This window comes from Neobacillus endophyticus, from assembly GCF_013248975.1.
Classification (GTDB): domain Bacteria; phylum Bacillota; class Bacilli; order Bacillales; family Cytobacillaceae; genus Neobacillus; species Neobacillus endophyticus.
The window spans coordinates 5,215,227-5,239,118 of the sequence record NZ_JABRWH010000001.1; the positions used below are offsets into that span (position 1 = coordinate 5,215,227).

The following is a 23,892-nucleotide window of genomic DNA, read 5'->3' on the forward strand; positions in this document are numbered from 1 at the left end:
ACTTTAAAAACCAAAGAAGGAAAAGTCCTAAACATACTTTATCCAGATATCTTTGTAAAAAAAGGTAAAAAGAGGCTAGATACTTTTTAAATGCCTCTTTTATCTCCAAAAATATTTTAACAACCAATTATTCTCGAAATGACCATTCTTTGAACTTCTGATGTTCCTTCACCTATTTCGAGCAGTTTGGCATCCCGCATCATTCTTTCCACTTGATATTCCTTCATGTATCCGTAGCCGCCATGAATTTGAACCGCCTGACTAGTTACTTCCATACAAATTTCGGAAGCATATAATTTGCACATAGCCGCCTCTTTTGAGAAGGGTTTTCCATTGTCCTTCAGCCAGGCAGCTTTATAGACCATATTACGAGCCAATTCAATTTTTAAGGCCATGTCTGCCAATTTAAATTGAATAGCTTGGAAAGAGGAAATAGATTTGCCAAATTGCTTTCTCTCTTTTGCATAGGCGAGTGCTTTTTCAAACGCACCTTGTGCGATCCCAACTGCCATTGCCCCTATACCAATCCGTCCTCCATCAAGTGTGATAAGAAATTGGCGGAATCCCTCTCCACGTTTACCAAGTAAATTTTCTGCGGGCACCCTTACATCCTCCAAAACGAGTTCAGTAGTATTAGAAGAGTTTAAACCCATTTTTTCATAGTTATCAATAACAGTAAAGCCAGCTGCGTCTGTAGGAACTATAATGGCACTGATCTCCTTCTTCCCATCCTTTTCTCCTGTAACAGCTGTTAACGCCAAATGTTTTGCAAAGCTTGCATTAGTAATAAAACATTTGTTCCCATTAATAACAAATTCACCATTTTCTTCTCTGGCAGTTGTTATAGTTCCGCCTGCGTCAGAACCGGCATTTGGCTCCGTTAGTCCAAATGCCCCCAATGACTCACCTGTGCAGATTGGTGTTAAAAAGGTTTGTTTCTGTTTCTTTGATCCGAACAAATATAATGGTGCTCCACCGAGTGATATATGGGCAGAATAGGATATTCCAGTTGAGCCGCATACACGGCTAAGCTCTTCCACTACAATGGCAAAGCTGATCGTATCAGCGCCTGCACCCCCGTATTCCTCTGGGAAAGGCAGCCCAAGCATCCCCATTCCACCCAATTTTTTAAATATATCTATAGGAAATTTTTTTGTTCGATCCCGCTCAATGGCACCTGGAGCAACCACTTCGTCTGCAAATTGACGAATGGTTCTTTTTATCATTTCTTGCTCAGCAGTTAAATCAAAATTCATCTCCATATCCCCTTAAAACCAACTTTTGCACACGTGTTGTATGCGCTTACATGTTATATTATAATGGGGAATGGATAATATTCTCAAGATTTAAAAATTTTTAACAATAAAATATTATTCAATCGAAATATATTTATGATCTATTTTCTGGATAATTAATTATACTTTACGATTTGATCTCCATTACAAAAATGTGATAAAAGCTTTTCATTTTTTCACAAAAATTTATTTTAATTTAAAATCCATATAATGACATGATGCCTATTTGCAAAAAGAGAAACAATTCAGTAAAATAAAACACAGAGAAAGTGCTTACAAAAGGAGAAGCAAATGCGAAATAAAGAAAACGATTTGACTGGCGAGCCCGTTAGGGCAAAGTCAAGGTGTAGTTGTCTTTATGCCCAATGACGGAAAGTTTACTTTCCTATCGGCAAAAAAAATAGTTTACTCCGTAAAACGAAGTAAACTACTTTTAAGCTTTATTCTAAAAAGTCTTTCAACCGTTTGCTGCGGCTTGGGTGACGTAATTTACGCAATGCTTTTGCTTCAATTTGGCGGATACGCTCGCGCGTTACGCCAAATACTTTCCCTACCTCTTCCAAAGTACGGGTACGGCCATCATCCAACCCAAAACGAAGGCGGAGAACATTCTCTTCCCGGTCTGTAAGGGTATCAAGAACATCTTCCAGCTGCTCTTTAAGTAATTCATATGCAGCATGTTCAGAAGGTGAAGTTGCATCCTGATCTTCAATAAAATCTCCGAGGTGGGAATCATCTTCTTCACCAATCGGCGTTTCAAGTGAGACAGGCTCTTGGGCAATCTTTAAAATTTCTCTTACCTTATCTGGTGTAAGATCCATGTCCTCTGCGATTTCCTCAGGAGATGGTTCACGGCCAAGATCTTGAAGTAATTGTCGCTGAACGCGAATCAGCTTATTGATAGTTTCAACCATATGAACCGGAATCCTGATCGTTCTCGCCTGGTCCGCAATGGCGCGAGTAATCGCTTGGCGAATCCACCAGGTTGCATACGTACTAAACTTAAAGCCTTTGCGATAATCAAATTTCTCAACTGCTTTAATTAGGCCCATATTTCCTTCTTGAATGAGGTCAAGAAAGAGCATGCCACGACCGACATAACGTTTCGCAATGCTGACAACAAGACGAAGATTTGCTTCAGCTAGGCGCCTTTTTGCTTCTTCATCACCCTGTTCAATCCGATGAGCAAGCGAAATCTCTTCTTCTGCAGAAAGCAAGTCAACTCTTCCAATTTCTTTTAAGTACATTCTTACTGGGTCATTTATTTTTACACCAGGAGGAACACTTAGATCATTCAAATCAAATTCATCATCGTCTTCTTTAGCCAGTGCCTTTAGGCTCGGATCATCCTCGTCGTCACTTTCGCCGACTAGTTCAATTCCCTGCTCTCCAAGGAAATCATAAAATTCATCCATCTGATCAGAGTCTAATTCAAAGTTCGCCATTTTTTCAGCAATATCATCATAGGCAAGGACGCCGACTTTTTTACCCACTTCTGTTAACTGATCTTTTACTTGTTCCAAGGTTAATTCATTCTCGGCCTCTTTTGAACGTGCTGATTTTTCAGCAGCCATATGGGGTCCCTCCTTCAAGAATCAGAAGCATTTATTAAAATCTATAGTGATTTACGCAATTGATTTATTTCAATTCCTATTAACGCAGCCTGATTATAATCTTTCTGCCGCTCTGCTTCTTTCAATTCCATTTCTTTTTCCTTTATTTTTAACAATTTTTGATAATTCAACACCTGTTTGATATAATCATTTAATTCTTTTGTACTTAACTCATCATTTAGAGGCATCATTTCTATATTTGCCACAATCCTTCTAAGATTGTCATCTTGAATATAGGTTAAAAACGCGCTGGATTCTGATTCCAAATGTTCTTCATAAAAGCTTAAAAGATATGTTATGATTGCTTGGTGTTCATCATTATTAAACGTATTGCCTTGTAATAATTCCTGAATTTTATATGCTGTATCCCGATCTCTTAACATATGGGCAATTAAATGCCTTTCAGCTGTATAATATGCCGGCTTAAGCACATTTATCTTTTGGATAATAGCTGGATTCTTCTCTAAAGGTTTCTTGCCTTGTTCTTTTCTTTTTTCAGCAAAAAAAATTTGTTTTTGCTGATCTCTTAACGCATCAAGAGAAAGTGAAAATTCGGCAGCAAGCTGCCTTAGATAGTGATCTCTTTCTACCGCCTTTGTCAACTTACTTATTTCTTTGATTATTTCTTCGATATAAGTAAGCCTATCTCCTTCATTCTGAAGATTTTTTCCTCTGCGAAAATAAAGAAATTTAAAGGCCATCCAAGTATAGCTTGCTCCAATTACTTCATTGCGGAATTTTTCGGCGCCATAGCTTTTTATATATTCATCAGGGTCCATTCCATCCGGCATGATTGCAACTTTGATTAAGATTCCTGCATCATTTAACAAGTTACCTGCCCGATACGCTGCTTCAATTCCGGCATTATCAGAATCATAACAGATGGTAATCGACTGTAATGTTCTTCGTAAAAGGACGATATGCTCATCTGTCAAAGATGTTCCCATTGTAGCAACACCGTTATCAACACCGGCACGGTCAGCTGCAATTACGTCTGCAAATCCCTCAAACAAAACCGCTTGCTGCATTTTTTTTATAGAAGGTTTAGCAAGATGGTAATTATACAAAATCTTACTTTTATTAAAGATTGCTGTTTCGGGACTATTTAAATATTTTGGCTCATCAGCCCCAATTGTTCTCCCAGAAAATGCAATCGTATTTCCATTTCGGTCGAGAATTGGAAACATAATTCGATTTCTAAATCGGTCGAAATACGTTCCGTCTTTTTCACGTTTAATAATTAGTCCCGCTTTTTCCATCCAATTTGGGGAAAATCCCCTTTTGGTTAAAAATTTATAGACAAAATCCCATGAATTTAATGAATAGCCAATTTGAAATTTATCTATGGAATCACGGGTAAATCCTCTTTCCAATAGGTATTCCAATGCTGGCTGACCTTCTTTTGTATTGACCAACAAATGATGGTAAAATTTACTAAGAATTTCGTGTGCGTTTAACATTGCCTGAATTTCTTCAGGAATTTTTTTCTCACTACGGCCTGATGTCAGATCTAAATCAAGATCAACATTTACTTTTGCTGCCAATTTTACTGTAGCTTCCTGAAAGGAAATTCCCTCAAGTTCCATAAGGAAAGAAAATACATTGCCGCCTGCTCCGCAGCCAAAACAATGGAATATTTGTTTATCGGGTGAAACTGAAAATGACGGGGTGCTCTCTCCATGGAATGGACATAATCCGAAGTAATTTCGCCCTTGCTTTTTCAATTGAACATAATCACTGATGATGTCAACAATATCGACAGCCTGACGAATTTGGTTAATTTTTTCTTCGGCAATTCGGTCTGCCATGAAAACAACTCCAATTATAGTACTACAATGTTATTCGGCAAGAATTTATTGAATTCCTGCATATTTCGACAAGATTTTCATAAATTCTAATGAAAATCTTTTCCGATCTTCAATTTGAAAAGGTTTTGGTCCTTTTCAGTAAATCCCCCTCTTCCTTGCTTTCGCATTTAAGCAGCGTATATCAAGGGCAGTTTGAGGTTTCTTGAAACACTACCCCCTCTTGGTGATAGTTCTGTAATACCTTTTGGAAGTAATATAGATGCAAGTCCTATATCCTGAGTAATGACAATATCCTGCTTATGATTCAGAATGTATAAATCTGCTGCCTCTTTCCCTGAATCAACATATCTCCATTCACCGTATGTAAGTTTATCTATCACATGATGATCATAAGAGGCTATAAATAAAACCTTCACGGAAAATGCAGAAGCAATTTCGACAATCTCCTCCTTAACCGGGCATGAATCTGCGTTAACAAAAATAGTCGGAATGTCGTTTACATTTTTATTAATTCTACATCACTCCGCATATTCCTTCTTTCGCCGCTAATTTTATCAAGGAAACTTGCCAATTAGCGAACAAACTTTAGTAAAACTGAAATAGTACGTTTAGACTAGGGAGGTGAAAATAAATAAAACGAATTGTCGAAAATTATTTTAAAGGGTTCCCTTGACATCTCACAATAAATAGTTTATTCGTTCACATGTAAGTCTAAACCTAAAAAGATGTATTTTTATCACAATTTTTTATTATAGTATATTCATTATCATTTTGCCATAACTTTTTTTCATATTTCAAAGCTTCATTATCAAAAAAACACACATAATCAGCGTGATTATGTGTTAAGTTCTGCCTTTTTGAAAATAATTTAAGATAACATTCGCCGTTTCCTCTACAGCCTTATTGGTAACATCAATTACTGGACAGTTAATTTTGTTTACGACCTTTTCAAAGAATTTTAATTCCTCTTTGATGCGTTCAATGTTGGCATAACTTGCTTTATCATTTAATCCTAAGGAGATCAGACGTTCACGACGAATACTATTTAATTTTTCCGGGCTAATTTTCAATCCAAAACACTTATCTATCGGAACTTTATAAAGCTCTTCAGGAGGATCAACTTCAGGAACAAGCGGAACATTAGCCACTTTAAGCCGTTTATGTGCGAGATATTGTGATAATGGAGTTTTAGATGTTCTTGAAACACCGATTAAAACAATATCTGCCTTTAAGAGTCCTCTAGGGTCCCGGCCATCATCATATTTTACGGCAAATTCAATTGCTTCAACCTTTTTAAAATAATCCTCGTCAAGCTTCCGCACAAGCCCAGGTTCATTTAAAGGCGTTTTTCCGGAAAAGATTTCAATTTGATCAATGATGGGTCCAATTAGATCTACAGCATAGATTCCGTCAGCCTCGGCCCTCTCTCTCATATATGTACGCATTTCCGGCTTAACAAGTGTGTAAGCGATCATTCCTTTATCCAAATATACAAGTGATAAAACCTCATCAATATGTTCTTTATCCTCTACATATGGAAACCTTTTTAAAATCATTCCCGACCCATTAAACTGACTTATAGCAGCTTTTGTTACCAACTCGGCCGTTTCACCTACTGAATCTGATACTACATATATTACAGGTACGCTCATTTTCCTTCACCATCTCCTCTAACACGCCTATTATTATTCATCACCTAATGCTACAAAAGCTTTAGCAATATTTGTTTTAGTTATTCTGCCAATTACTTCAAAGCCATTATCTGTTTTTCTAACGACAGGAAGTGCATCAATTTGTTTTTCAATCAGTTTTTTTGCAATGTCGATTAATAGATCGTCCCTCTCACACATCGTAATATTCGGCATTCTTGTCATGATAATATGTACAGGAATGGCTGTGAGCTCTTGTTTACCTATACTGGCCCTTAGGAGATCTTTTCTAGATAAAACTCCAACTAAATAGGAGTTCTTGTCGACGACAAATAATGTTCCCACATCTTCTAGAAACATGGTGCATATTGCATCATATACGGAAACATTCTCATTGACAACAACAGGTATGGATTGATATTCCTTTACATAAATCTTTTGCAGGTTTTCTGTTAATAACTGCGTTCCAGATTTTCCAGTATAAAAATACCCTACCCGTGGTCTTGCATCCAAATACCCAGCCATTGTTAAAATAGCAAGATCCGGCCTTAGTGTTGCCCTTGTGAGCAGCAATTGTTCAGCAATCTGTTCACCAGTAATCGGTCCATTCTCCTTAACAATTTGGAGAATTTGCTCTTGGCGTTTCGTTAGTTCTATTGTTAACACCACCTTTATATTGTTTCGGTAAAGTTAAAAAGTAAAAAATGATGTACATTTAATAGAAATATTATAGCTTAATTACTGATCAATGGAAATTTATTCACTCACTCGAATTTTTTTTCTAAATAATAGGCGCTGTTAAATTTGGCTGTTGATTTCCGCCTCAGGCATGAACGGTTCGCGGGCGTGCCGGGGAGCCTCCTCGGCCCCGTACTCCCGCAGGACATTATATGTCTTCCTTGAATTCGTCCATGCACGAAGGAAATGCGTTAGCATTTTCGAGAAGTCCCCTTGCCTTCCGCTCCAATCAACAGTGTGTAGATATCAACAATGTTCTTTAACATAGCCAAAAAATAAAAAGGTGCCAGAGAGGGGGAGAACCCTATGCTCCCCGAGCACCTTTTTGTTAAAATGAAAGCTTTTCTTGAATAAAATTCACTAGCTCACTAATTGGTAAACGTTTTTGTTCCATCGTATCTCTGTCTCTGATTGTAACCATATGATCTTCTTTTGAATCGAAATCATAAGTTATACAGAATGGTGTACCAATTTCATCATGACGGCGATATCTCTTTCCAATAGAGCCAGCCTCATCATAATCAACGTTAAAATGCTTGGATAAAGTTTCGAAAACCTCTCTTGCCTCTTCCGAAAGCTTCTTCGACAATGGCAATACAGCCGCTTTAAATGGTGCCAAAGCAGGATGAAGGTGCATAACTGTTCTTGTTGTACCATCTTCTAGCTGTTCTTCATCGTAGGCATCAATCAAAAAGGCCAATGTCACACGATCCGCTCCAAGTGATGGTTCGATACAGTAAGGAATATATCTTTCATTTGTCTCTGGGTCAAGATAATGGAAATCCTCACCAGAATACTCCATATGTTGTTTCAAATCATAATCTGTCCTTGAAGCTACACCCCATAGTTCTCCCCAGCCAAATGGAAATTTATATTCAAAATCTGTAGTCGCATTACTATAGTGAGAAAGCTCTTCCTCTGAATGATCACGGAGTCTGAGGTTTTCTCTGTTTAAGCCAAGTGACAACAACCATTGTTCTGCAAATTGCTTCCAATAATCAAACCATTTTAATTCCTCTCCAGGTTTACAGAAAAATTCAAGTTCCATTTGTTCAAATTCTCTAGTTCGGAAAGTAAAGTTTCCTGGTGTGATTTCATTTCGGAAGCTTTTGCCGATTTGAGAAATACCAAACGGCAGTTTTTTCCGCATGGTCCGCTGCACATTTTTAAAGTTAACAAAAATCCCTTGAGCCGTTTCAGGCCGGAGATAGATTTCGTTTGTGCTTGTTTCGGTTACCCCTTGGAAGGTTTTAAACATTAAGTTAAACTGACGGATGCCTGTAAAGTCATGACTACCGCAGTCAGGACAAGCAATGTTATGTTCTTTGATCAGCTCTTCCATCTTTGAAAACGGCAGGCCGTCAACAACCATTTCAATTCCTTTTTCATCCAATGCATTTTCGATTAATTTATCCGCGCGATGACGGGCTTTACAATTTTTACAATCAATCATCGGATCATTGAAATTTCCGATATGGCCTGATGCTTCCCATGTTCTAGGATTCATTAGGATGCTTGCGTCCAAACCGACATTGTATGGGGATTGCTGTACGAATTTTTTCCACCATGCCTGTTTAATATTATTTTTGAATTCAACCCCTAATGGACCATAATCCCAAGTATTTGCCAAGCCGCCGTATATTTCGGATCCTGGAAAAATAAAACCTCTGTGTTTTGCATGTGAAACAATTTGCTCCATTGTTACATTCATTTTTTTGACTCCTTTATTTGATTTCTGCAAAATAAAAAACTCCCGTTCCTATGCATAAAGCATAGGGACGAGAGTTACCCGCGGTTCCACCCTATTTGCTGTTAATTAACAGCCACCTTATATCGTGTTAAAAACGATGCAAGATATGCTCCAGAACGCCTTCCTTAGACCTCAATACCCTAGCTTCCACCACCCTAGGTTCGCTTTTATTGATAAATACCAAGTACTACTTTCCTTCAACGCATTTATTTAATTAATGAAATATTAACCAAAACAGAAAGTCTTGTCAACAGGTTCCTACAAAAGATTGCGAAACTGTTCCATTGAATCAAGAAATTTTTTCGATTTAATATGTAAACCGGAATATTCGTCATAGTAAGCGGAAATCACTTTTTTTAATTCTGCCTTGGTGTCCTCTTTAACTGAAATGCTTCCAAGTCTTGAAAGATCAAAATAATAAAACAGGCGCAAAAGTTTAACTGCTGCCGGTGAAATCTTTAAAAGATAGGGGTCATGCTCCAAACAACGATGACAAATAAATCCTCCTTCGCGGATAGAAAAAGAAAAATGTCCGTCTGTACAACTGCAAACGGAACATTTGTCTAAGATCGGATAAAGTCCTAAAACATTCAGCATTTTCATTTCATAAATATTCATCAGAATATCCGGATCGTATCCTTCGTTCATAAGGTGAAGGGTTTGATACAAAAGCTCAAAATGAAATGGATTTGGCTTTTTTTCCTCTGTGCATTTATCCGTTAATTCTACAATATAGCTTGCATAAGCGGTTAGAAAAATATCCTCACCAATTGAACGCATAGAAGTGATCATTTCCCCTTGCTGTAAGCTCCCCAATCCTGTTCCTTTTTGAATTAAAAAATAACCATGTGTAAATAGCTGGGTAATAGAAGAAAGGCGGCTATTGGTTTTTTTTGCTCCCCTTGCCATTGCGCCAACCTTTCCCCATTCCCGAGTATATAAAGTCACAATTTTATTTGTTTCACCATAATCAGTTAATCTAATGACGATGCCTTCACATTTCTGAAACATGACTGTCACCATCCTGTGAGGCGCGAGACTTGCTTATGAAATAGGAAAATCGATCTGTGCTAGCTCTTCATTCAGATTACCGGGTATTTCTTGGTTTTCCTTCTCAAGCTCCTTAAAGAGAAGATATGTGTCAATATTACCTGTTTGGGTAAATACTTTCCACGTAAAATCCAACACGAAAACCCCACCTTTCAATATTTAGACTAGCGTTCATTCGGGTTCCAAACCTTATCATTATCATAGCCTGCCCACGCGAAAATCATAATACAAAAATTTTGTTAATGTTGTCCATGTATAATCAGACAATCAAGGTAATATTTTTGTTAGAGTGAGCTTCAATATTCATTCTCATTAAAACCGTAGTCCCTAAGTTGTGACATTTTATTGCGCCAATCCTTTTGAACCTTAACCCAAAGCTCTAAAAACACCTTTGACCCTAGAAGATTTTCAATATCCATACGGGCTCGTTTTCCAATTTCTTTTAACATGCCGCCTTGTTTTCCAATGATAATCCCTTTTTGCGAATCACGTTCAACGATCACCGTTGCCATTACATGAATGACATCTTTATTCTGCTGCCGCTCCATTTTATCAAGAACAACAGCTAATGAATGCGGAATTTCCTCCCTGGTAAGGTGTAATGCTTTTTCCCTAATTAACTCTGTAATAATAAATCTTTCCGGGTGGTCTGTCACCTGGTCAGCTGGGTAATACTGCGGTCCTTCCGGCAAGAATGATTTTATTTGCTCGAGCAGGCGCTCCACATTATTCCCTTCTAATGCCGAAATAGGTACTATTTCTTTAAAAGAATACTTTTCTTTGTACGATTCAATGATAGGAAGCAGATCATCCGGGTGAATTTGATCAATTTTATTAATGACAAGAAAGACTGGAGTGTTGATGGTTTTAAATTTTTCAAGAATAAACTCTTCACCACGGCCAAATCCCTCTTGAGCATTGACCATGAACATGATTAGATCTACTTCTTTTAATGTATTTTGGGCAACTTTCATCATAAAGTCACCTAATTTATGCTTTGGTTTATGGATTCCCGGAGTATCGATAAAAACCATTTGTGCATCTGACTGTGTTAATACCCCTTGGATTTTATTCCTTGTTGTTTGTGGCTTATCGCTCATGATCGCTATTTTTTGACCAATCACCCGATTAAGGAATGTTGATTTTCCGACATTAGGCCGGCCTATTATGGAAATAAACCCTGATTTAAATTGTTTTGTATTTGTGGCACTATTTAGCATGCAAATCCTCCGGTGAGAAAGCTCCTGGCAATAGATCTTCTACAGTAAGCTCTAAAATGTCGCCTTTTAAATTCGTTAGTACTACCTTCATGTCTCTTGAACATAATTCGGAAATTACTTGTCTGCAAGCTCCACATGGAGAACATGGACGATCCGTATCGGCAACAACAGCCATCATTTGGAAATCACGATCACCTTCTGAAAACGCTTTAAAAAGGGCAGTTCGTTCAGCGCAATTACACATGCTATATGCAGCATTTTCAATATTACAGCCATGATAAACTTTTCCTTCTGCGGTTAACAGTGCTGCTCCTACTCCAAATTTAGAATATGGAACATATGCTTTATCTCTTGCTTTAATCGCTTCTTCGATTAATTTGTTAATGTCCACTAGTCTTCTTCCTTTCCAGCAAAAACTGCTGTTAGCATTATTTTACATCAAATTGAAGTGAAAATCATTATTTACAATAAAAATGTAATAAAAATTTTAAAAACTTTGAATTTTCTTATAAATTTAATATTTTCTTAACAATTCTTCTGTAAAGTGTAGGTATTTTACCTTAAACACGTCATATTTTCAATAAGTTTAAAAATTTTATCATAAATTTGTTATAAATTTTAAGAAATACGGCCCGAAAATAATTGTTCCTGCCGCAACGGACAGAATTGCGTAAACCAGAACAGCACCTGCAGCTAAATCCTTTGCCTGTTTGGCCAATGGATGATATTCCTTTACAGAAAGATCCACGACACGCTCAATAGCCGTATTTATTATTTCCAGAGCGAACATACCGCAGATTAATAACAAAATCAATACCCATTCGATTTTTGAAATGGAAAAATAAAAGGCGAGAAAGATTACGACAACCGAGCTGCACAGGTGGAAACGCATATTTCTTTCTTCCTTAATGGCAATCAAGATTCCTTCAAATGCATATGAAAAGGACTGCCAGGCTGGGCCTTTATTCCGATTATCGCGTGAGTCCATATTCATTTAAAATTTCCTTTTGCAGGGTAAACATTTCTTTTTCCTCTTCCTCTGTCATATGATCATACCCTAAAAGATGTAAAAATCCATGAACTGCCAAAAAACCTAGCTCCCGCGTAAATGAATGCCCATATTCTTCTGCTTGCTCTTTTGCTTTTGGGATGGAAATAATGATATCTCCCAATACACGGGGCATATCCGCGCCAATCAATTCGATTTCCCCTTCTCCCATCTCTTCCATAGCAAAGGATATGACATCTGTGGGAGCATCTTTATCACGATATTCTCTGTTAATTTCCTGGATTCTTTGATTGGATACAAAGGTAATTGAAACTTCACTATGTTCTTCTACTTGTTGTTTATTAGCTGCAAAATGCACTAATCTTTCAATTTCAAGCATTTGCTGCTCAGTTAATTCTTTTGTTTCATCGATCGTATCAATGAGTAATGTCATGCTTGCTTCACCTTCTTGATAATTTCTGGATATTCAATTCTAGAGTGGAAAATCCCCTTTAATGTTTCACATAACGTGTGTGTCACGATTTCAATTTCTTTCATTGTAAGGTCACATTCATTGAGCTGCCCATCCTGAAGCCTTTCATCCACTATTTTCTTAACAAGGGCTTCAATACCTTCAGGTGTAGGCTTTGACATGGACCGGACGGCAGCTTCCACACTATCGGCAATGCCGACAACCGCCGATTCCTTTGAATGCGCCTTTGGGCCAGGATAACGAAAATCTTCCTCACCAGCCTCTGGATTCAATTGCAGCACCTTATGATAAAAATATTTCAAAAGGGTTGTACCATGATGCTGTTCAGCAATATCAATAATTTCCTTTGGCATATGGTATTTTTTTAAAATGGCCGCACCATCAGTAACATGAGCTACAATAATACTTGCACTTTTATCTGGCGGTAGACGATCATGTGGATTATCAAGATGCAGCTGATTTTCAATAAAGAAATTCGGTCTCTTTGTTTTTCCAATATCATGATAGTAACTGCCTACCCTTGCCAAAAGTCCATTCGCTCCAATGGCTTCACACGCCGATTCTGCCAAGTTCGCCACCATAACACTATGATGGTAAGTGCCTGGAGCCTCCATGAGAATTTTTCGAAGCAGCGGATGATTCGGATTCGATAATTCAATAAGCCTCATCGTAGAAAGAATGCCGAAACTCGCCTCAAAGAAAGGCAAAAGTCCAATTGTTAATACAGCTGAACCAATACCTGATACGAGGGCTGTAATTAAATAGTATCCGTATTCTATTCCGGAATATTGTCCATTTGGTAAAAACATCACTGCTGCAAGTGTTAATATATTAATCAGCGTAACAAAAAGACCCGCTTGCAATATTTTGGAACGACGATTCTGTTTACTCAAGAATAGGATTCCCGCAAAAGCACTAAAGAGAACATAAATACCTTCTGAAAAGTTTAACGAACCAGTTACCCCTTCATTAAACATGATACTGCCACAAACCGCAAGGATAATAGACGTTAAGATGGCTAACCTTTCATCAATGGTTATCTTAATAAGGATCCCCGCCATTGCCGCAGGGAACAAATAACCAATCCCGGAAAAGTTTATAATTTGCAGCATACTAATCATTTTCATGAGAATGATGGAGAAGATAAATATGATCCCATACAGCAGTAAAAAAGTATGTCGCTTTTCAGGCTGAGATTTCATTTGATAAAAATAATAATAAATCGCCGAAACAATGATTGAAATCAATACCATTAACCCAATAAATGGTTTATATGTTTTTTCTGTATTGAGAAGGCCTACAAGCTTCAATTGCTGATAAATTTCCTGGTTAATAAGTTCTCCTTCTTCGACAATTACCTGTCCTTGAAGAATTTTTACCGGCTCCACACTTTCTGCAGCCTGACGCCTAAGCTCTTCTGTAGCTTGCGGATCATAAAATTCATTCTGAATGACAGCATATCTTCCCAGTTCAATCGACGCCTGACGCAATTCATCACTTAATGTCGAATATTTTAGTTCTTCTTCTACTCGTTTCTTCGCATTTTCCACATCATCAGCTGAGATTTTTTGGCTCATGACATGATTAATCGCTGTGACTGTTAAATCTTTTGCAATCGATAATTCACTATTTGAAGCTTGGACCAAAGCTGTGAAAACCTGGTTGGACAAATCTTTCGTCACAGTAGTCGTTAATTTCCCTTTCAATTTGGTTACTTTATCAGAAACACTTGGGGCAGTATTTACTGCTTTATCCTGAGAGCTTTCGGTTTCTTTTTTCAGATCTTCGGCTAATTCATCATTTACTTCTGCAGCAGCTTGAAAAATGGAAGTAATTAAGTCCACACGATTCTGCGTATATTCCTTTTTTAAAGCATATACATCCTGAACCTGATCACGCGCTTCTTTTCGTTTTTCTTCCGTGCTCTTCTTATCCTCCACTGTCCCGGGAGAACGAATAGTTTTATCGGCAACGGAAAACAATTTAATATTAAGTTTTTCTGGCCTTACATTGTTAAACATTACGCCAAACAAGACAATTCCAATGATCAGGAAAAATACTACACGGAAAAACGAAATATCAAGCAGGTTGTGTATCCGTCTGAAATGCTGCTGTAGTTTATCCAACAATATCCCTCCAGCCACAGCTTTTATTCCCATCTTAAACACGAAGTTTTTTATGGGATTAGCCGTAAGCATGCTTTATGTAAAATGATAACAGTTTTTTCGATAAGTTTCATCTTCAAATAAAATTGAAAGTTTATTTTAAAAAAGTCTTCGTTTAATCTGGCTATATAAACATGTTCTTTAAGACAGCCATAAAAAAAAGAAAAAGGGAGTAACCCAAAATACAGGCATCTCCCTTAGCTTAGTTGGAATTCTTTTTTTGATCAGATTTCTCGTAAGCACCGATAATTCTGCCGACAAGCGGATGACGGACCACGTCACTTTGTTCTAAATAAATAAAGGAAATGCCGTTTACATTTTGTAAAATGTTCTCTGCATCTATTAAACCAGACTTAGCACCTTTCGGCAAATCGATTTGAGTTTGGTCACCGGTAATGACCATTTTTGAGCCAAAACCGAGCCTAGTTAGAAACATCTTCATTTGGGCTTGTGTCGTGTTTTGCGCCTCGTCCAAAATTACAAAAGCATCGTCTAAAGTTCTGCCTCGCATATAGGCTAAAGGTGCGATCTCAATCGTTCCCCGTTCAATTAACCTCTGTGTATGCTCCACTCCAAATACATCATGAAGTGCATCATACAGAGGCCGTAAATACGGATCCACTTTCTCCTTTAAATCACCAGGTAAAAAGCCGAGGCTTTCTCCAGCTTCAACCGCTGGTCTGGTCAGAATAATTCTGTTTACTTGACCATTTTTGAGGGCATTGACTGCCATCACAACAGCTATATAGGTTTTTCCTGTACCAGCGGGCCCAATCCCAAACACAAGATCGTGCTTCTTAATGGCCATCACATATTGTCTCTGCCCCAAAGTTTTAACCCGAATCGTTTTCCCTTTAACTGTTTTTCCAATTTCTTCTTCATACAAGTGGACAAAATATTCAAGCGTACCTTGTTTTGCCATCTCAATGGCATAAAGAACATCTCTTTGACTTATGTTAATCCCTTTACGTATCACAAACATTAATCTGTCCAAAATTTGTCCGGCTAAAATTACATTTTCTTCATCGCCCGACAAACTGACTGATTCCCCTCTTGTGATAACAGAAACATTCAGCTCTTCTTCAAGAGCTTTAAGATTCTGGTCGGCATTTCCAAGCAAAGCAATCGCCTCTGCTGGATTTTCAAGCTGCACATTGATCGTTGTTAACTTTTCTGTCATTCATTAGTCTCCTTGGAAATCGGTTGCCCGATGGCAATATTTTCAATAATTCTAAAATGAATATCCAGTATAACTTTACCATTTTGCAAGGCTTTGTGTAAAATTTTTTCGTCTATGATTGTAGAATCCTCATCTAAATGAGTTTTTATTTCCTTTCGAGCCATGTCAAGTGCGATACCTTCTGCTTCTTGATTTGTATAAGTACGAGTAAGTTCTTCCCGTTCCCTTAATGTTTTAGTCTCAAATGAGATCGGTAACTCCCATTTTAAGAAATGAATTTTATGAGTAATGACCTCCGTTTCATATTCTTTAAATTTTGGTTTACCAAATCCCCAAACAGGGATATCCAATCCCCAAATATTGATGTTGTATTTTCGTTTTTCATTCCCATTATAAACTCTAAAATTGGTTTTTAACGGCAGCTCGACATGACTTTTATACCAGGTTTCGCCAAAAATTTTCCCTCTGGCTGCCACTAATTTCGGGGTACCTTCTTCTTGTCCGATATTACCGGATACTAAAAGCTGGCCTTTTTCCACATATTCATGGTCGGTAAAAACCTTTTGGCCCTCTTCGATATAATATTTCACGATGATCGCTTTCTTTTTTGCTATTAAATTTTGTGGGGAATAAGTCTCTGGCTTTTTAGGTTCGTTCTTTTCGACAACTTGTAAGTGAAAGGTTGTCCCTTTTAATTCCACACCAACCCATGTAAGATCACTAATACTGTCCGTTAAACGTTTTTGAATTCCATCCACATTTTCAGTAAGAAATTGTAGTTTACCGATCTTTACTCCCATTTTGTCCAATTCTTTGCGAATCTTATACTCTGTTGCCGGCTTTGCTCCTTTTATATCAATACCCCAAATCATATTAGAAAGAAATAAAATAATGAACAGGAAAATCCCTGCCCCGGCAAGAAAACCGCTGTTTTTCAATAACCTTTTTACCAGGAAGGGACTGCCGCTTCTCCTAAGAAATGAAATTTTGCATTCACTGTTTCTTGCAAAAAGCCGAATATTTTTCGCATCCTTTAGTCTCATTTTAAATGTAATCGTCTCAGTTCCGTGACGCTTTACATTCCAAATATACAGCCCGTTTCTCGTCAATACATTGAGGAAACGTTCCAGCCCTTTCCCCGACACTTTCACTGTTACATAGCCCAAAATAAATTCAATCCATTGGTTTTTCATTTTGCTCCTCCCAGATCTTCTGTTATATATATGACTTGATCAATTTTCCCTTCCAGCAAAATCTCTTCAGGTAGAATAGTCTTAATTACAAATGCCTTTCCTTTTATCAAAAGCTGCCCTTGTTTTAATAACAAGCGGAGTTCTTTATCAGTAAATGCCAGCATGCCCCGATGATTTTCAATGTAAATATGGATTTGCCCAATCATCGTTATGCGGGGTAAATCCATCATGACATCTTGAGGAAGATCCATTTTTTTAGCCATCCAGTTCCGAACACGTGTGGCCCATTTTTTTGCCATAAAAAAAGAACCCCCTTTCATCTCATATTTATGAAATAAACGAAGGTTCTAGCACATTTTTCTATTTTGAATAACAAAAAACCGCGAGCCTAAACTCTGCGGTTTTGTCGTCAGAATACTATGAAAGGTGTTGTTGTACAAATTTATTAACAAGTGATCCATCTGCTTTTCCTTTTACTTTAGGCATGATCGCAGCCATCACTTTTCCCATATCAGCTTTTGATGTTGCACCGACTTCGTGAATAGTCTCTTTCACGATTTCTGCCAGCTCTTCTTCAGAAAGCTGTTTCGGCATATACAGCTCAACGATTGCGATTTCTGTACGCAATTTTTCTACCAAGTCTTCACGACCGGCTTTATCAAACTCATGGAGGGAGTCTTTGCGTTGTTTTAGTTCGCGAGAAAGGATTGTTAACTCTTCCGCTTCAGATAGCTCATTAACTCCGAGCTTAATGGCTTCATTTTGCATAGAAGCTTTAATCATCCGAATAACAGAGAGCTTGTCTTTTTCCTTATTTTTCATCGCTTGTTTCATGTCAATATTTAAACGCTCGAGAAGACTCATGTAATACACCCTCTTAATACTTACGTTTTCTTGCTGCTTCAGACTTTTTCTTACGTTTTACACTTGGTTTTTCGTAGAATTCGCGCTTTCTTGCCTCTTGCAAAGTACCAGTTTTTGATACAGAACGTTTGAAGCGACGAAGAGCATCTTCAAGCGATTCGTTTTTACGAACGACGGTTTTAGACATTCTCTTTCCCTCCCTCCGAAACACAACACACTAACATCAATCCATGTACCATGCAATTATAATATAACCTTGAAACAAGGTCAACTGAAAATCACAAGTATAAATCATTCAATTTCAATTTTATGCATATTTTTACTAATTGAAAATAGCAGGTCTTCATTTTCAAGCGAAAATTGGCATGTCCCCTGTTTTGTTACCATACAATGAAGCGAGGGGGCTAAGACATGCTATACATAATATTATTTGTTCTTTGCATTTTATTATTTATTTTTGGAATGACCATTATTAGGTTTGGTTTATTTAATTTATCTGCACATAAGTTAAAAATTTGGCTTTCCAAATTAACACGCACCCCTTTGAAAGGGATGCTGACTGGTACTTTTATCACGGCATTGCTTCAAAGCAGTTCTGCTGTTATGGTTGTAACCATTGGATTAATTTCTGCACGTATGATGACCTTCCCCCAATCCATCGGAATTATCCTTGGTACGAATATAGGGACTACATTTAAAACTGAGCTCATAACATTTAAAATAGATGCTGCCCTCATTCCCTTAGCGATCAGCGGCGCTGTTCTCATGCTATTTCGCCATAAACGGGCAAGAAGTACCGGAATGCTCTTATTGGGAATTTCCTCAGTGTTTACGGCGATGAAAGGTTTTGAATTATTGGCACAGCCATTGACCGAGATGAACATGATTAACCGTTTTATTTTATTTATTAATGACAATATTTTCTTCAGTTTAATTACAGGGACTATAATTACTGCAATTATACAATCGAGTACGGCTATGACCGGGATCACCATGGGCTTTTTAACGGCAGGACTTTTGCAGCTTGATGCAGGTATTGCAATCGTACTAGGGGCTAATATTGGCACTTGTATAACTGCCGTCATAGCTTCCATAGGCGGGGGAAATGAATCGAGACTTGCCGCATATGCCCATGTCTGGCTTAATGTGATGGGGGTTCTGTTATTTATCCCCCTTATCCCTATACTTAACAAGAATGCTCCATTTCTTGCCAATACGATGGAAGTTCAACTTGCCCATATCAGTGTCATTTTTAATGTGGTAACTTCCCTACTTGCATTGCCCTTTGCTAATAAGTTTGGAGAGATGATATTGTTTTTGCATGATAAGAAAAAACGGACCTGAAAGGTCCTTTCAGATTGTAGACAAAAGGCATTTCAAAAGTTCCGATTCTGGCGCCCTTTTCTAAAATTGGGATTTTTCTGTTTGATTTTTCTTAAGGTAGACCCCGGCGGGGTCTATTTTTATGCCATTTCTGGACTTTTCCAAGTCCATGTAGCCAACTTCTTTAAATTCATAGCAGCAAAAGTAAGCATCGCCTGCATGGACAATTTTTTAAGACCTCTTAAGGTTGTCCATCGCATACCATGCTTTTCTTTCGCATCCGCGAATACACGTTCAATTGTTTCTTTACGACGTGCATATATTATTTTATTCTCTTCTGTATGACGAAGATGTTCAGCCTCTTCAAGATATGGTTCCCAGATATGTCGTTGAATGAGCTTTTGATGATTTTGACTTTGTGTACATTGTGCTAGAAGTGGGCAATCCTTACATATAACAGGATTAGAGATGTACTGTCGATAACCTTCCTTAGTAGTCGTTCTATAATCCAGAACTTGTCCTTCCGGACATATGTAACAATCAAAGTGCTCATCATAGACATAATCGTGCTTTTTCAAATATCCCTCCTTTGTACGTGGTCGTGTATAGGGTAAAGCAGGGCGAATTTCATTTTCAATTAAATATTGAGCAATAGCAGGTGTTTTATATCCGGCATCAGCAGCTACAGCATTAGGTTTCCCACATTTTTCAATGACCTTTTCAACTAGAGGCTCTAACATTGTACTATCATGAACGTTACCTGGAGTTACAATAGTCCCCAGGACAAAACCATTTCTATCTGCGGCTGCATGAAATGAATAAGCAAATTGCTTTGTCCTTTCGTCTTTTACATAGTAACCACTCTCCGAATCTGTTGTACTTTCTTTTATTTCTTTGTTTTCTTCTTTTTCATATTTATCTGGTGGGATGGGCTTTTTCCCATGTTCTTCACGATCACTATTAATTTCTGCTTGAAGACGTGCTTCATAAGCTTTTGATTCTTTCCGAACTACTTTCTTTTCGAATTTGCGTTTATTTGCACTTGCTTTAACGTGAGTTGAATCAATGAATACATGTTCCGAACTAACTAACTTTTTATCTGCTGCCTCTTTTAAAATACGGTAGAAAATTTGTTCAAATAAGTCTGTATCCTTAAAACGACGTTCGTAGTTTTTACCAAAAGTTGAAAAGTGGGGTACTTTATCATAAAAACCAAATCCTAAAAACCAGCGATACGCCATATTTGTTTCAATTTCCTTTATCGTTTGACGCATCGAACGGATACCGAAGGTATATTGAATGAAAGCCATCTTAATTAATACAACAGGGTCAATACTTGAACGTCCGCGCTTAGTTGAGTACAAATCTTCAACCAATGAATAGATAAATGAAAAATCTACTGCGGCTTCTATTTTGCGAACCAAGTGATCAGCAGGTACAAGTTGATCTAAGGCAATCATTTCAATTTGGTCACGATTTATCTGTGTATTTTTCGAAAGCATTCCATCCACCTCTATTAATTCTCTGTAAATAAATTATACAAAAGGCTGTGTTAATGTACATTATTGATTTTTACACTCTGTTGATTGGAGTGGAAGGCGGCGAAGACTCCTGCGGGAGTACGGGACAGGGGAGACCCCGCAGGCGCTGAAAGCGCAGAGGAGGCTCCCCGAACCGCCCGCGGAAAGCGAAGCCGCCTGGAACGGAAATCAACAGACAAGTTTAATATGGCCAAACAAAAAAGACTGTCGATTTTAAACCCGAAATCCTTCGGATTTGTCGACAGTCTGAAAGGACCTGAAAGGTCCTTTTTAAATGGCGGCTTCTTCTTTTGTCATTAATTCCTCTTTTAACGAAGTATGGTCATCCAATACCCGGACAAATTGACCTTCATTGTATGGATAGCCAGCTTTCGTTATTTTAACTTTAACAATTTTGCCAAGCATGTCTTCAGTTGCCGGGAAAACCACTTTCATGTAGTTATCTGAGTAGCCTTCATATAGACCAGAAATTGATTCTCTTTTGTATTCCTCTTCAGGAATAACCTCTATAACTTCCCCTTCGAATTGTGAAGCATATTCCTTGGCAAGTTGGTCAGAAAGGGTAATTAAACGGTGAACCCGTTCGTTTTTTACTTCTTCATCAATCTGATCATCCATTCTAGCTGCAGGTGTTCCTGTACGCTTAGAATATGGGAAGACGTGTAGCTCGGAGAATTTATGTTCTTTAATAAAATTGTATGTTTCCATAAATTCTTCTTCTGTTTCACCAGGGAAACCTACAATAACGTCAGAAGTAACCGCAAGGCCCGGAAGCACTTCTTTTAGTCGTTCTAATCTTTCCGCAAAGAATTCCATAGTATATTTGCGGCGCATTCTTTTTAATACCGTATTAGAACCTGATTGAATAGGTATGTGTAAGTGACGGACAATGATAGTCGAATCTTTCATCACTTCAATAACTTCATCGGAAATCTGGCTGGCCTCGATTGAAGATATACGAAGACGCTGCAGCCCCTTAACTTCTTTCTCTAAATCACGAAGCAGCATGGCAAGGTTATAGTCCTTCATATCTTCACCATATCCGCCAGTATGAATTCCTGTTAAAACAATTTCGTTATACCCTGCATCCACTAGCTGCTGGGCTTGTTTGATGACTTCTTTCGGATCGCGAGATCTCATTAAGCCGCGGGCCCACGGAATAATACAGAAGGTACAAAAATTGTTACAGCCTTCTTGAATTTTTAAAGAAGCACGGGTGCGATCCGTAAAGGCAGGAACATCAAGCTCCTCATAAACACGGCTTTTCATAATATTGCCGACACCATTTATCGGCTGACGCTCACTTTTATACTGCTCAATATATTCAAGCATTTTCACCCGGTCTTGTGTTCCGACAACAATATCAACACCAGGGATTGCCATAATCTCTGCAGGAGATGTTTGGGCATAACAGCCTGTTACACAGATAACGGCATCCGGGTTTTTACGTACCGCACGGCGAATCACTTGCCGGCTTTTTTTATCTCCTGTATTGGTTACCGTGCAAGTGTTAATCACATATACATCAGAGGTTGATTCAAAATCAACTCTTTCATAGCCCTCATGCTTAAATAGCTGCCAGATGGCTTCAGTTTCATAGTGGTTTACTTTACATCCTAGTGTATGAAACGCAACTGTTGGCATTTAATACTCACCTCAGTAGTTCAAAATGATAAGAAATGGCCGCAAGCGAATAGAGCGGGGCCGTTTCTGTTCTTAAAATACGCGGACCTAAACCGCATAGAAGAAATCCATTGTCTCTCAGAATATGAACCTCTTGTTCAGCCAAACCGCCTTCAGGTCCAAAAACCATGAGTAGAGATTCTCCAGGTTTAATTTGATTTAGAGTTGAAGAAAAAACAGAAACTTCACCATTCCTGCTTTCATCTTCAAAAGCTGCTAATTTATATTGAAATTTATTCGACTCAGCAAGCAATTCCTTAAAACTTAATGGTTTTACTACCTCTGGAACATGCTGACGATGGGATTGTTCTGCAGCCTCTTTCGCAATCTTTCGCCATCTTTCGACTTTTTTTTCAGACTTTTTTTCATCCCATTTTACAACCGAGCGTGAAGCTGAAAATGGAATAAATTGATGCGCTCCCAGCTCAGTTCCTTTTTGAATGATCCATTCCAGCTTATCACCTTTGGGAAGTCCACTGGCAATCGTCACAGAAATCGGGAGCTCTGAATGCTCTTCACTCCATTGTACAACGTCTGCAACGACTCTTTCATCGGTAATTTCTGCAAGCGTGCATACAGCCTGATTACCATCCGGGTCGACACAAATAATTTCATCCCCCGGCTGCATCCGCATAACTTTTACGATATGATGATAGTCATCTTCATCGATGAAAAATCGCCCATTATTTGCCCGCTGTTTAACAAAGTAGCGTTGCACACGATGCACCCTTTCCTTTAAACAATTTATTGATTTTTGACCTTGTTAGTGACAACTGTTGAAATCATCTCCCATCAACAAAGAGAATATTACCAACGTTCTTTCACGCTTTTTATATAAGACCCTGTTAAATTTGGCTGTTGATTTTCGCTCCCGGCACGAGCGGTTTGCGGGCGGGCCGAGGAGGCTCCCCAGCCCCATACTTCCGCAGGACATTAAGGAAATCCTTGAATTCGCCCACACACAAAGGAAAGGCGTTAGCCTTTTCGAGGAGTCTTCGTGCCTTCCGCTCCAATCAACAGTGTTTAAATATCAACAATGTTCTTTAACATAGCCTTATATAAAAAATGAAAGCCAATTTAAAACAATAGAAAAAGGGGTGTTCCCCCTTTTAGCATCATTATAGCCTTTTTGCGATAATGGCAACCCAGTCTTCCATTAAAATGGTTTCTTTTATTTCGAAGCCTGCTCCGATTAAGGCATCCTTTACCTGATCTTTTTTGGCATGTATAATTCCGGAAGTAATAAAAGATCCCCCTGGTTTAACCACCTTTGCAGCCTGTTCGGTAAATCGTAAAATGACTTCAGCTAAAATATTGGCAACAATGACATCCGCTGAAT

At 38.2% G+C, this 23,892-nt stretch carries 23 protein-coding genes, 1 pseudogene and 1 other annotated feature; of the genes and pseudogenes, 1 reads left to right on the forward strand and 23 read right to left on the reverse strand.

Annotated elements, in window-relative coordinates:
* Positions 1-116: 116 nt before the first annotated feature.
* The 19 genes and pseudogenes from HPT25_RS26015 to rpsU form a co-directional block, all read right to left on the reverse strand.
* Entirely contained in the window at positions 117-1,256 is a 1,140-nt protein-coding gene (locus tag HPT25_RS26015; RefSeq protein ID WP_173070726.1) for an acyl-CoA dehydrogenase family protein, read from the reverse strand.
* A 479-nt stretch (positions 1,257-1,735) separates the two neighbouring features.
* Positions 1,736-2,869, reverse strand: a complete 1,134-nt coding sequence (rpoD, locus tag HPT25_RS26020; RefSeq protein WP_173070728.1) for an RNA polymerase sigma factor RpoD — start codon at positions 2,867-2,869, stop codon at positions 1,736-1,738.
* Positions 2,870-2,910: 41 nt separating this feature from the next.
* On the reverse strand, positions 2,911-4,716 hold the full coding sequence (dnaG, locus tag HPT25_RS26025; protein ID WP_173070730.1) for a DNA primase: 1,806 nt from the start codon (positions 4,714-4,716) through the stop codon (positions 2,911-2,913).
* A 45-nt stretch (positions 4,717-4,761) separates the two neighbouring features.
* Positions 4,762-5,207 (reverse strand): annotated as a pseudogene (locus HPT25_RS29300) (YaiI/YqxD family protein).
* 351 nt (positions 5,208-5,558) lie between these two features.
* Positions 5,559-6,368, reverse strand: coding sequence for a pyruvate, water dikinase regulatory protein (locus HPT25_RS26035; protein WP_173070732.1), 810 nt, complete (start codon positions 6,366-6,368; stop codon positions 5,559-5,561).
* 33 nt (positions 6,369-6,401) lie between these two features.
* A complete protein-coding gene (gene ccpN / locus HPT25_RS26040; protein ID WP_312857336.1) occupies positions 6,402-7,034 on the reverse strand; it encodes a transcriptional regulator CcpN in 633 nt (210 codons plus the stop codon).
* Between the two features lie 397 nt (positions 7,035-7,431).
* On the reverse strand, positions 7,432-8,814 hold the full coding sequence (locus HPT25_RS26045; RefSeq protein WP_173070736.1) for a glycine--tRNA ligase: 1,383 nt from the start codon (positions 8,812-8,814) through the stop codon (positions 7,432-7,434).
* A 60-nt stretch (positions 8,815-8,874) separates the two neighbouring features.
* Positions 8,875-9,063: a binding site (T-box leader), on the reverse strand.
* 48 nt (positions 9,064-9,111) lie between these two features.
* The gene (gene recO / locus HPT25_RS26050) at positions 9,112-9,864 is read right to left on the reverse strand and encodes a DNA repair protein RecO (RefSeq protein WP_173070738.1); all 753 of its coding nucleotides are present in this window, start codon (positions 9,862-9,864) and stop codon (positions 9,112-9,114) included.
* A 33-nt stretch (positions 9,865-9,897) separates the two neighbouring features.
* Positions 9,898-10,041 (reverse strand): YqzL family protein, encoded by a 144-nt coding sequence (locus HPT25_RS26055; protein WP_173070740.1) that lies wholly within the window; start codon positions 10,039-10,041, stop codon positions 9,898-9,900.
* A 158-nt stretch (positions 10,042-10,199) separates the two neighbouring features.
* Positions 10,200-11,123 carry a GTPase Era gene (era, locus tag HPT25_RS26060; protein ID WP_173070742.1) on the reverse strand — a complete coding sequence of 308 codons (924 nt, stop codon included), beginning with the start codon at positions 11,121-11,123 and terminating at the stop codon, positions 10,200-10,202.
* Entirely contained in the window at positions 11,113-11,514 is a 402-nt protein-coding gene (locus tag HPT25_RS26065; RefSeq protein ID WP_173070744.1) for a cytidine deaminase, read from the reverse strand. Before HPT25_RS26065 ends, era begins: the two co-directional genes overlap by 11 nt.
* Before the next feature lie 207 nt (positions 11,515-11,721).
* Positions 11,722-12,117 (reverse strand): diacylglycerol kinase family protein, encoded by a 396-nt coding sequence (locus tag HPT25_RS26070; RefSeq protein ID WP_173070746.1) that lies wholly within the window; start codon positions 12,115-12,117, stop codon positions 11,722-11,724.
* Positions 12,095-12,511 carry an rRNA maturation RNase YbeY gene (gene ybeY, locus HPT25_RS26075; RefSeq protein ID WP_376767993.1) on the reverse strand — a complete coding sequence of 139 codons (417 nt, stop codon included), beginning with the start codon at positions 12,509-12,511 and terminating at the stop codon, positions 12,095-12,097. The genes HPT25_RS26070 and ybeY overlap by 23 nt, the downstream gene beginning before the upstream one ends.
* A gap of 50 nt (positions 12,512-12,561) precedes the next feature.
* On the reverse strand, positions 12,562-14,730 hold the full coding sequence (locus HPT25_RS26080) for an HD family phosphohydrolase (protein ID WP_173070750.1): 2,169 nt from the start codon (positions 14,728-14,730) through the stop codon (positions 12,562-12,564).
* A gap of 241 nt (positions 14,731-14,971) precedes the next feature.
* Positions 14,972-15,949 carry a PhoH family protein gene (locus tag HPT25_RS26085; RefSeq protein ID WP_173070752.1) on the reverse strand — a complete coding sequence of 326 codons (978 nt, stop codon included), beginning with the start codon at positions 15,947-15,949 and terminating at the stop codon, positions 14,972-14,974.
* Complete coding sequence (gene yqfD / locus HPT25_RS26090) at positions 15,946-17,142, reverse strand: sporulation protein YqfD (RefSeq protein ID WP_173070754.1); 1,197 nt, start codon at positions 17,140-17,142, stop codon at positions 15,946-15,948. Before yqfD ends, HPT25_RS26085 begins: the two co-directional genes overlap by 4 nt.
* Entirely contained in the window at positions 17,139-17,441 is a 303-nt protein-coding gene (gene yqfC / locus HPT25_RS26095) for a sporulation protein YqfC (RefSeq protein WP_173070756.1), read from the reverse strand. Before yqfC ends, yqfD begins: the two co-directional genes overlap by 4 nt.
* A 118-nt stretch (positions 17,442-17,559) precedes the next feature.
* Positions 17,560-18,006, reverse strand: coding sequence for a GatB/YqeY domain-containing protein (locus HPT25_RS26100; protein WP_173070758.1), 447 nt, complete (start codon positions 18,004-18,006; stop codon positions 17,560-17,562).
* A 13-nt stretch (positions 18,007-18,019) separates the two neighbouring features.
* A complete protein-coding gene (gene rpsU / locus HPT25_RS26105) occupies positions 18,020-18,193 on the reverse strand; it encodes a 30S ribosomal protein S21 (RefSeq protein WP_042458546.1) in 174 nt (57 codons plus the stop codon).
* A gap of 224 nt (positions 18,194-18,417) precedes the next feature.
* On the opposite strand from rpsU, the gene HPT25_RS26110 reads away from it, so the two are divergent.
* Entirely contained in the window at positions 18,418-19,350 is a 933-nt protein-coding gene (locus HPT25_RS26110) for a Na/Pi symporter (RefSeq protein WP_173070760.1), read from the forward strand.
* A 119-nt stretch (positions 19,351-19,469) separates the two neighbouring features.
* Here the strand turns inward: HPT25_RS26110 and HPT25_RS26115 are convergent, their stop codons facing one another.
* From HPT25_RS26115 to HPT25_RS26130, 4 genes are all read right to left on the reverse strand, one after another.
* Entirely contained in the window at positions 19,470-20,831 is a 1,362-nt protein-coding gene (locus HPT25_RS26115; protein WP_173058723.1) for an IS1182 family transposase, read from the reverse strand.
* 309 nt (positions 20,832-21,140) lie between these two features.
* Complete coding sequence (gene mtaB, locus HPT25_RS26120; protein WP_173070762.1) at positions 21,141-22,514, reverse strand: tRNA (N(6)-L-threonylcarbamoyladenosine(37)-C(2))-methylthiotransferase MtaB; 1,374 nt, start codon at positions 22,512-22,514, stop codon at positions 21,141-21,143.
* A gap of 7 nt (positions 22,515-22,521) precedes the next feature.
* Complete coding sequence (locus HPT25_RS26125) at positions 22,522-23,271, reverse strand: 16S rRNA (uracil(1498)-N(3))-methyltransferase (RefSeq protein WP_173070764.1); 750 nt, start codon at positions 23,269-23,271, stop codon at positions 22,522-22,524.
* A 400-nt stretch (positions 23,272-23,671) separates the two neighbouring features.
* On the reverse strand, positions 23,672-23,892 hold a 221-nt coding region (locus tag HPT25_RS26130; RefSeq protein WP_173070766.1), incomplete at its 5' end, for a 50S ribosomal protein L11 methyltransferase.

What these genes read in the sequence shown, in the direction of transcription:
- HPT25_RS26015 (WP_173070726.1), bottom strand. Translation starts at nt 1,256, where the DNA reads ATGAATTTTGATTTAACTGCTGAGCAAGAAATGATAAAAAGAACCATT.
- rpoD (WP_173070728.1), bottom strand. Translation starts at nt 2,869, where the DNA reads ATGGCTGCTGAAAAATCAGCACGTTCAAAAGAGGCCGAGAATGAATTA.
- dnaG (WP_173070730.1), bottom strand. Translation starts at nt 4,716, where the DNA reads ATGGCAGACCGAATTGCCGAAGAAAAAATTAACCAAATTCGTCAGGCT.
- HPT25_RS26035 (WP_173070732.1), bottom strand. Translation starts at nt 6,368, where the DNA reads ATGAGCGTACCTGTAATATATGTAGTATCAGATTCAGTAGGTGAAACG.
- HPT25_RS26045 (WP_173070736.1), bottom strand. Translation starts at nt 8,814, where the DNA reads ATGAATGTAACAATGGAGCAAATTGTTTCACATGCAAAACACAGAGGT.
- recO (WP_173070738.1), bottom strand. Translation starts at nt 9,864, where the DNA reads ATGTTTCAGAAATGTGAAGGCATCGTCATTAGATTAACTGATTATGGT.
- era (WP_173070742.1), bottom strand. Translation starts at nt 11,123, where the DNA reads ATGCTAAATAGTGCCACAAATACAAAACAATTTAAATCAGGGTTTATT.
- HPT25_RS26070 (WP_173070746.1), bottom strand. Translation starts at nt 12,117, where the DNA reads ATGAATATGGACTCACGCGATAATCGGAATAAAGGCCCAGCCTGGCAG.
- ybeY (WP_376767993.1), bottom strand. Translation starts at nt 12,511, where the DNA reads ATGCTTGAAATTGAAAGATTAGTGCATTTTGCAGCTAATAAACAACAA.
- HPT25_RS26085 (WP_173070752.1), bottom strand. Translation starts at nt 15,949, where the DNA reads ATGACAGAAAAGTTAACAACGATCAATGTGCAGCTTGAAAATCCAGCA.
- yqfD (WP_173070754.1), bottom strand. Translation starts at nt 17,142, where the DNA reads ATGAAAAACCAATGGATTGAATTTATTTTGGGCTATGTAACAGTGAAA.
- yqfC (WP_173070756.1), bottom strand. Translation starts at nt 17,441, where the DNA reads ATGGCAAAAAAATGGGCCACACGTGTTCGGAACTGGATGGCTAAAAAA.
- HPT25_RS26100 (WP_173070758.1), bottom strand. Translation starts at nt 18,006, where the DNA reads ATGAGTCTTCTCGAGCGTTTAAATATTGACATGAAACAAGCGATGAAA.
- rpsU (WP_042458546.1), bottom strand. Translation starts at nt 18,193, where the DNA reads ATGTCTAAAACCGTCGTTCGTAAAAACGAATCGCTTGAAGATGCTCTT.
- HPT25_RS26110 (WP_173070760.1), top strand. Translation starts at nt 18,418, where the DNA reads ATGCTATACATAATATTATTTGTTCTTTGCATTTTATTATTTATTTTT.
- HPT25_RS26115 (WP_173058723.1), bottom strand. Translation starts at nt 20,831, where the DNA reads ATGCTTTCGAAAAATACACAGATAAATCGTGACCAAATTGAAATGATT.
- mtaB (WP_173070762.1), bottom strand. Translation starts at nt 22,514, where the DNA reads ATGCCAACAGTTGCGTTTCATACACTAGGATGTAAAGTAAACCACTAT.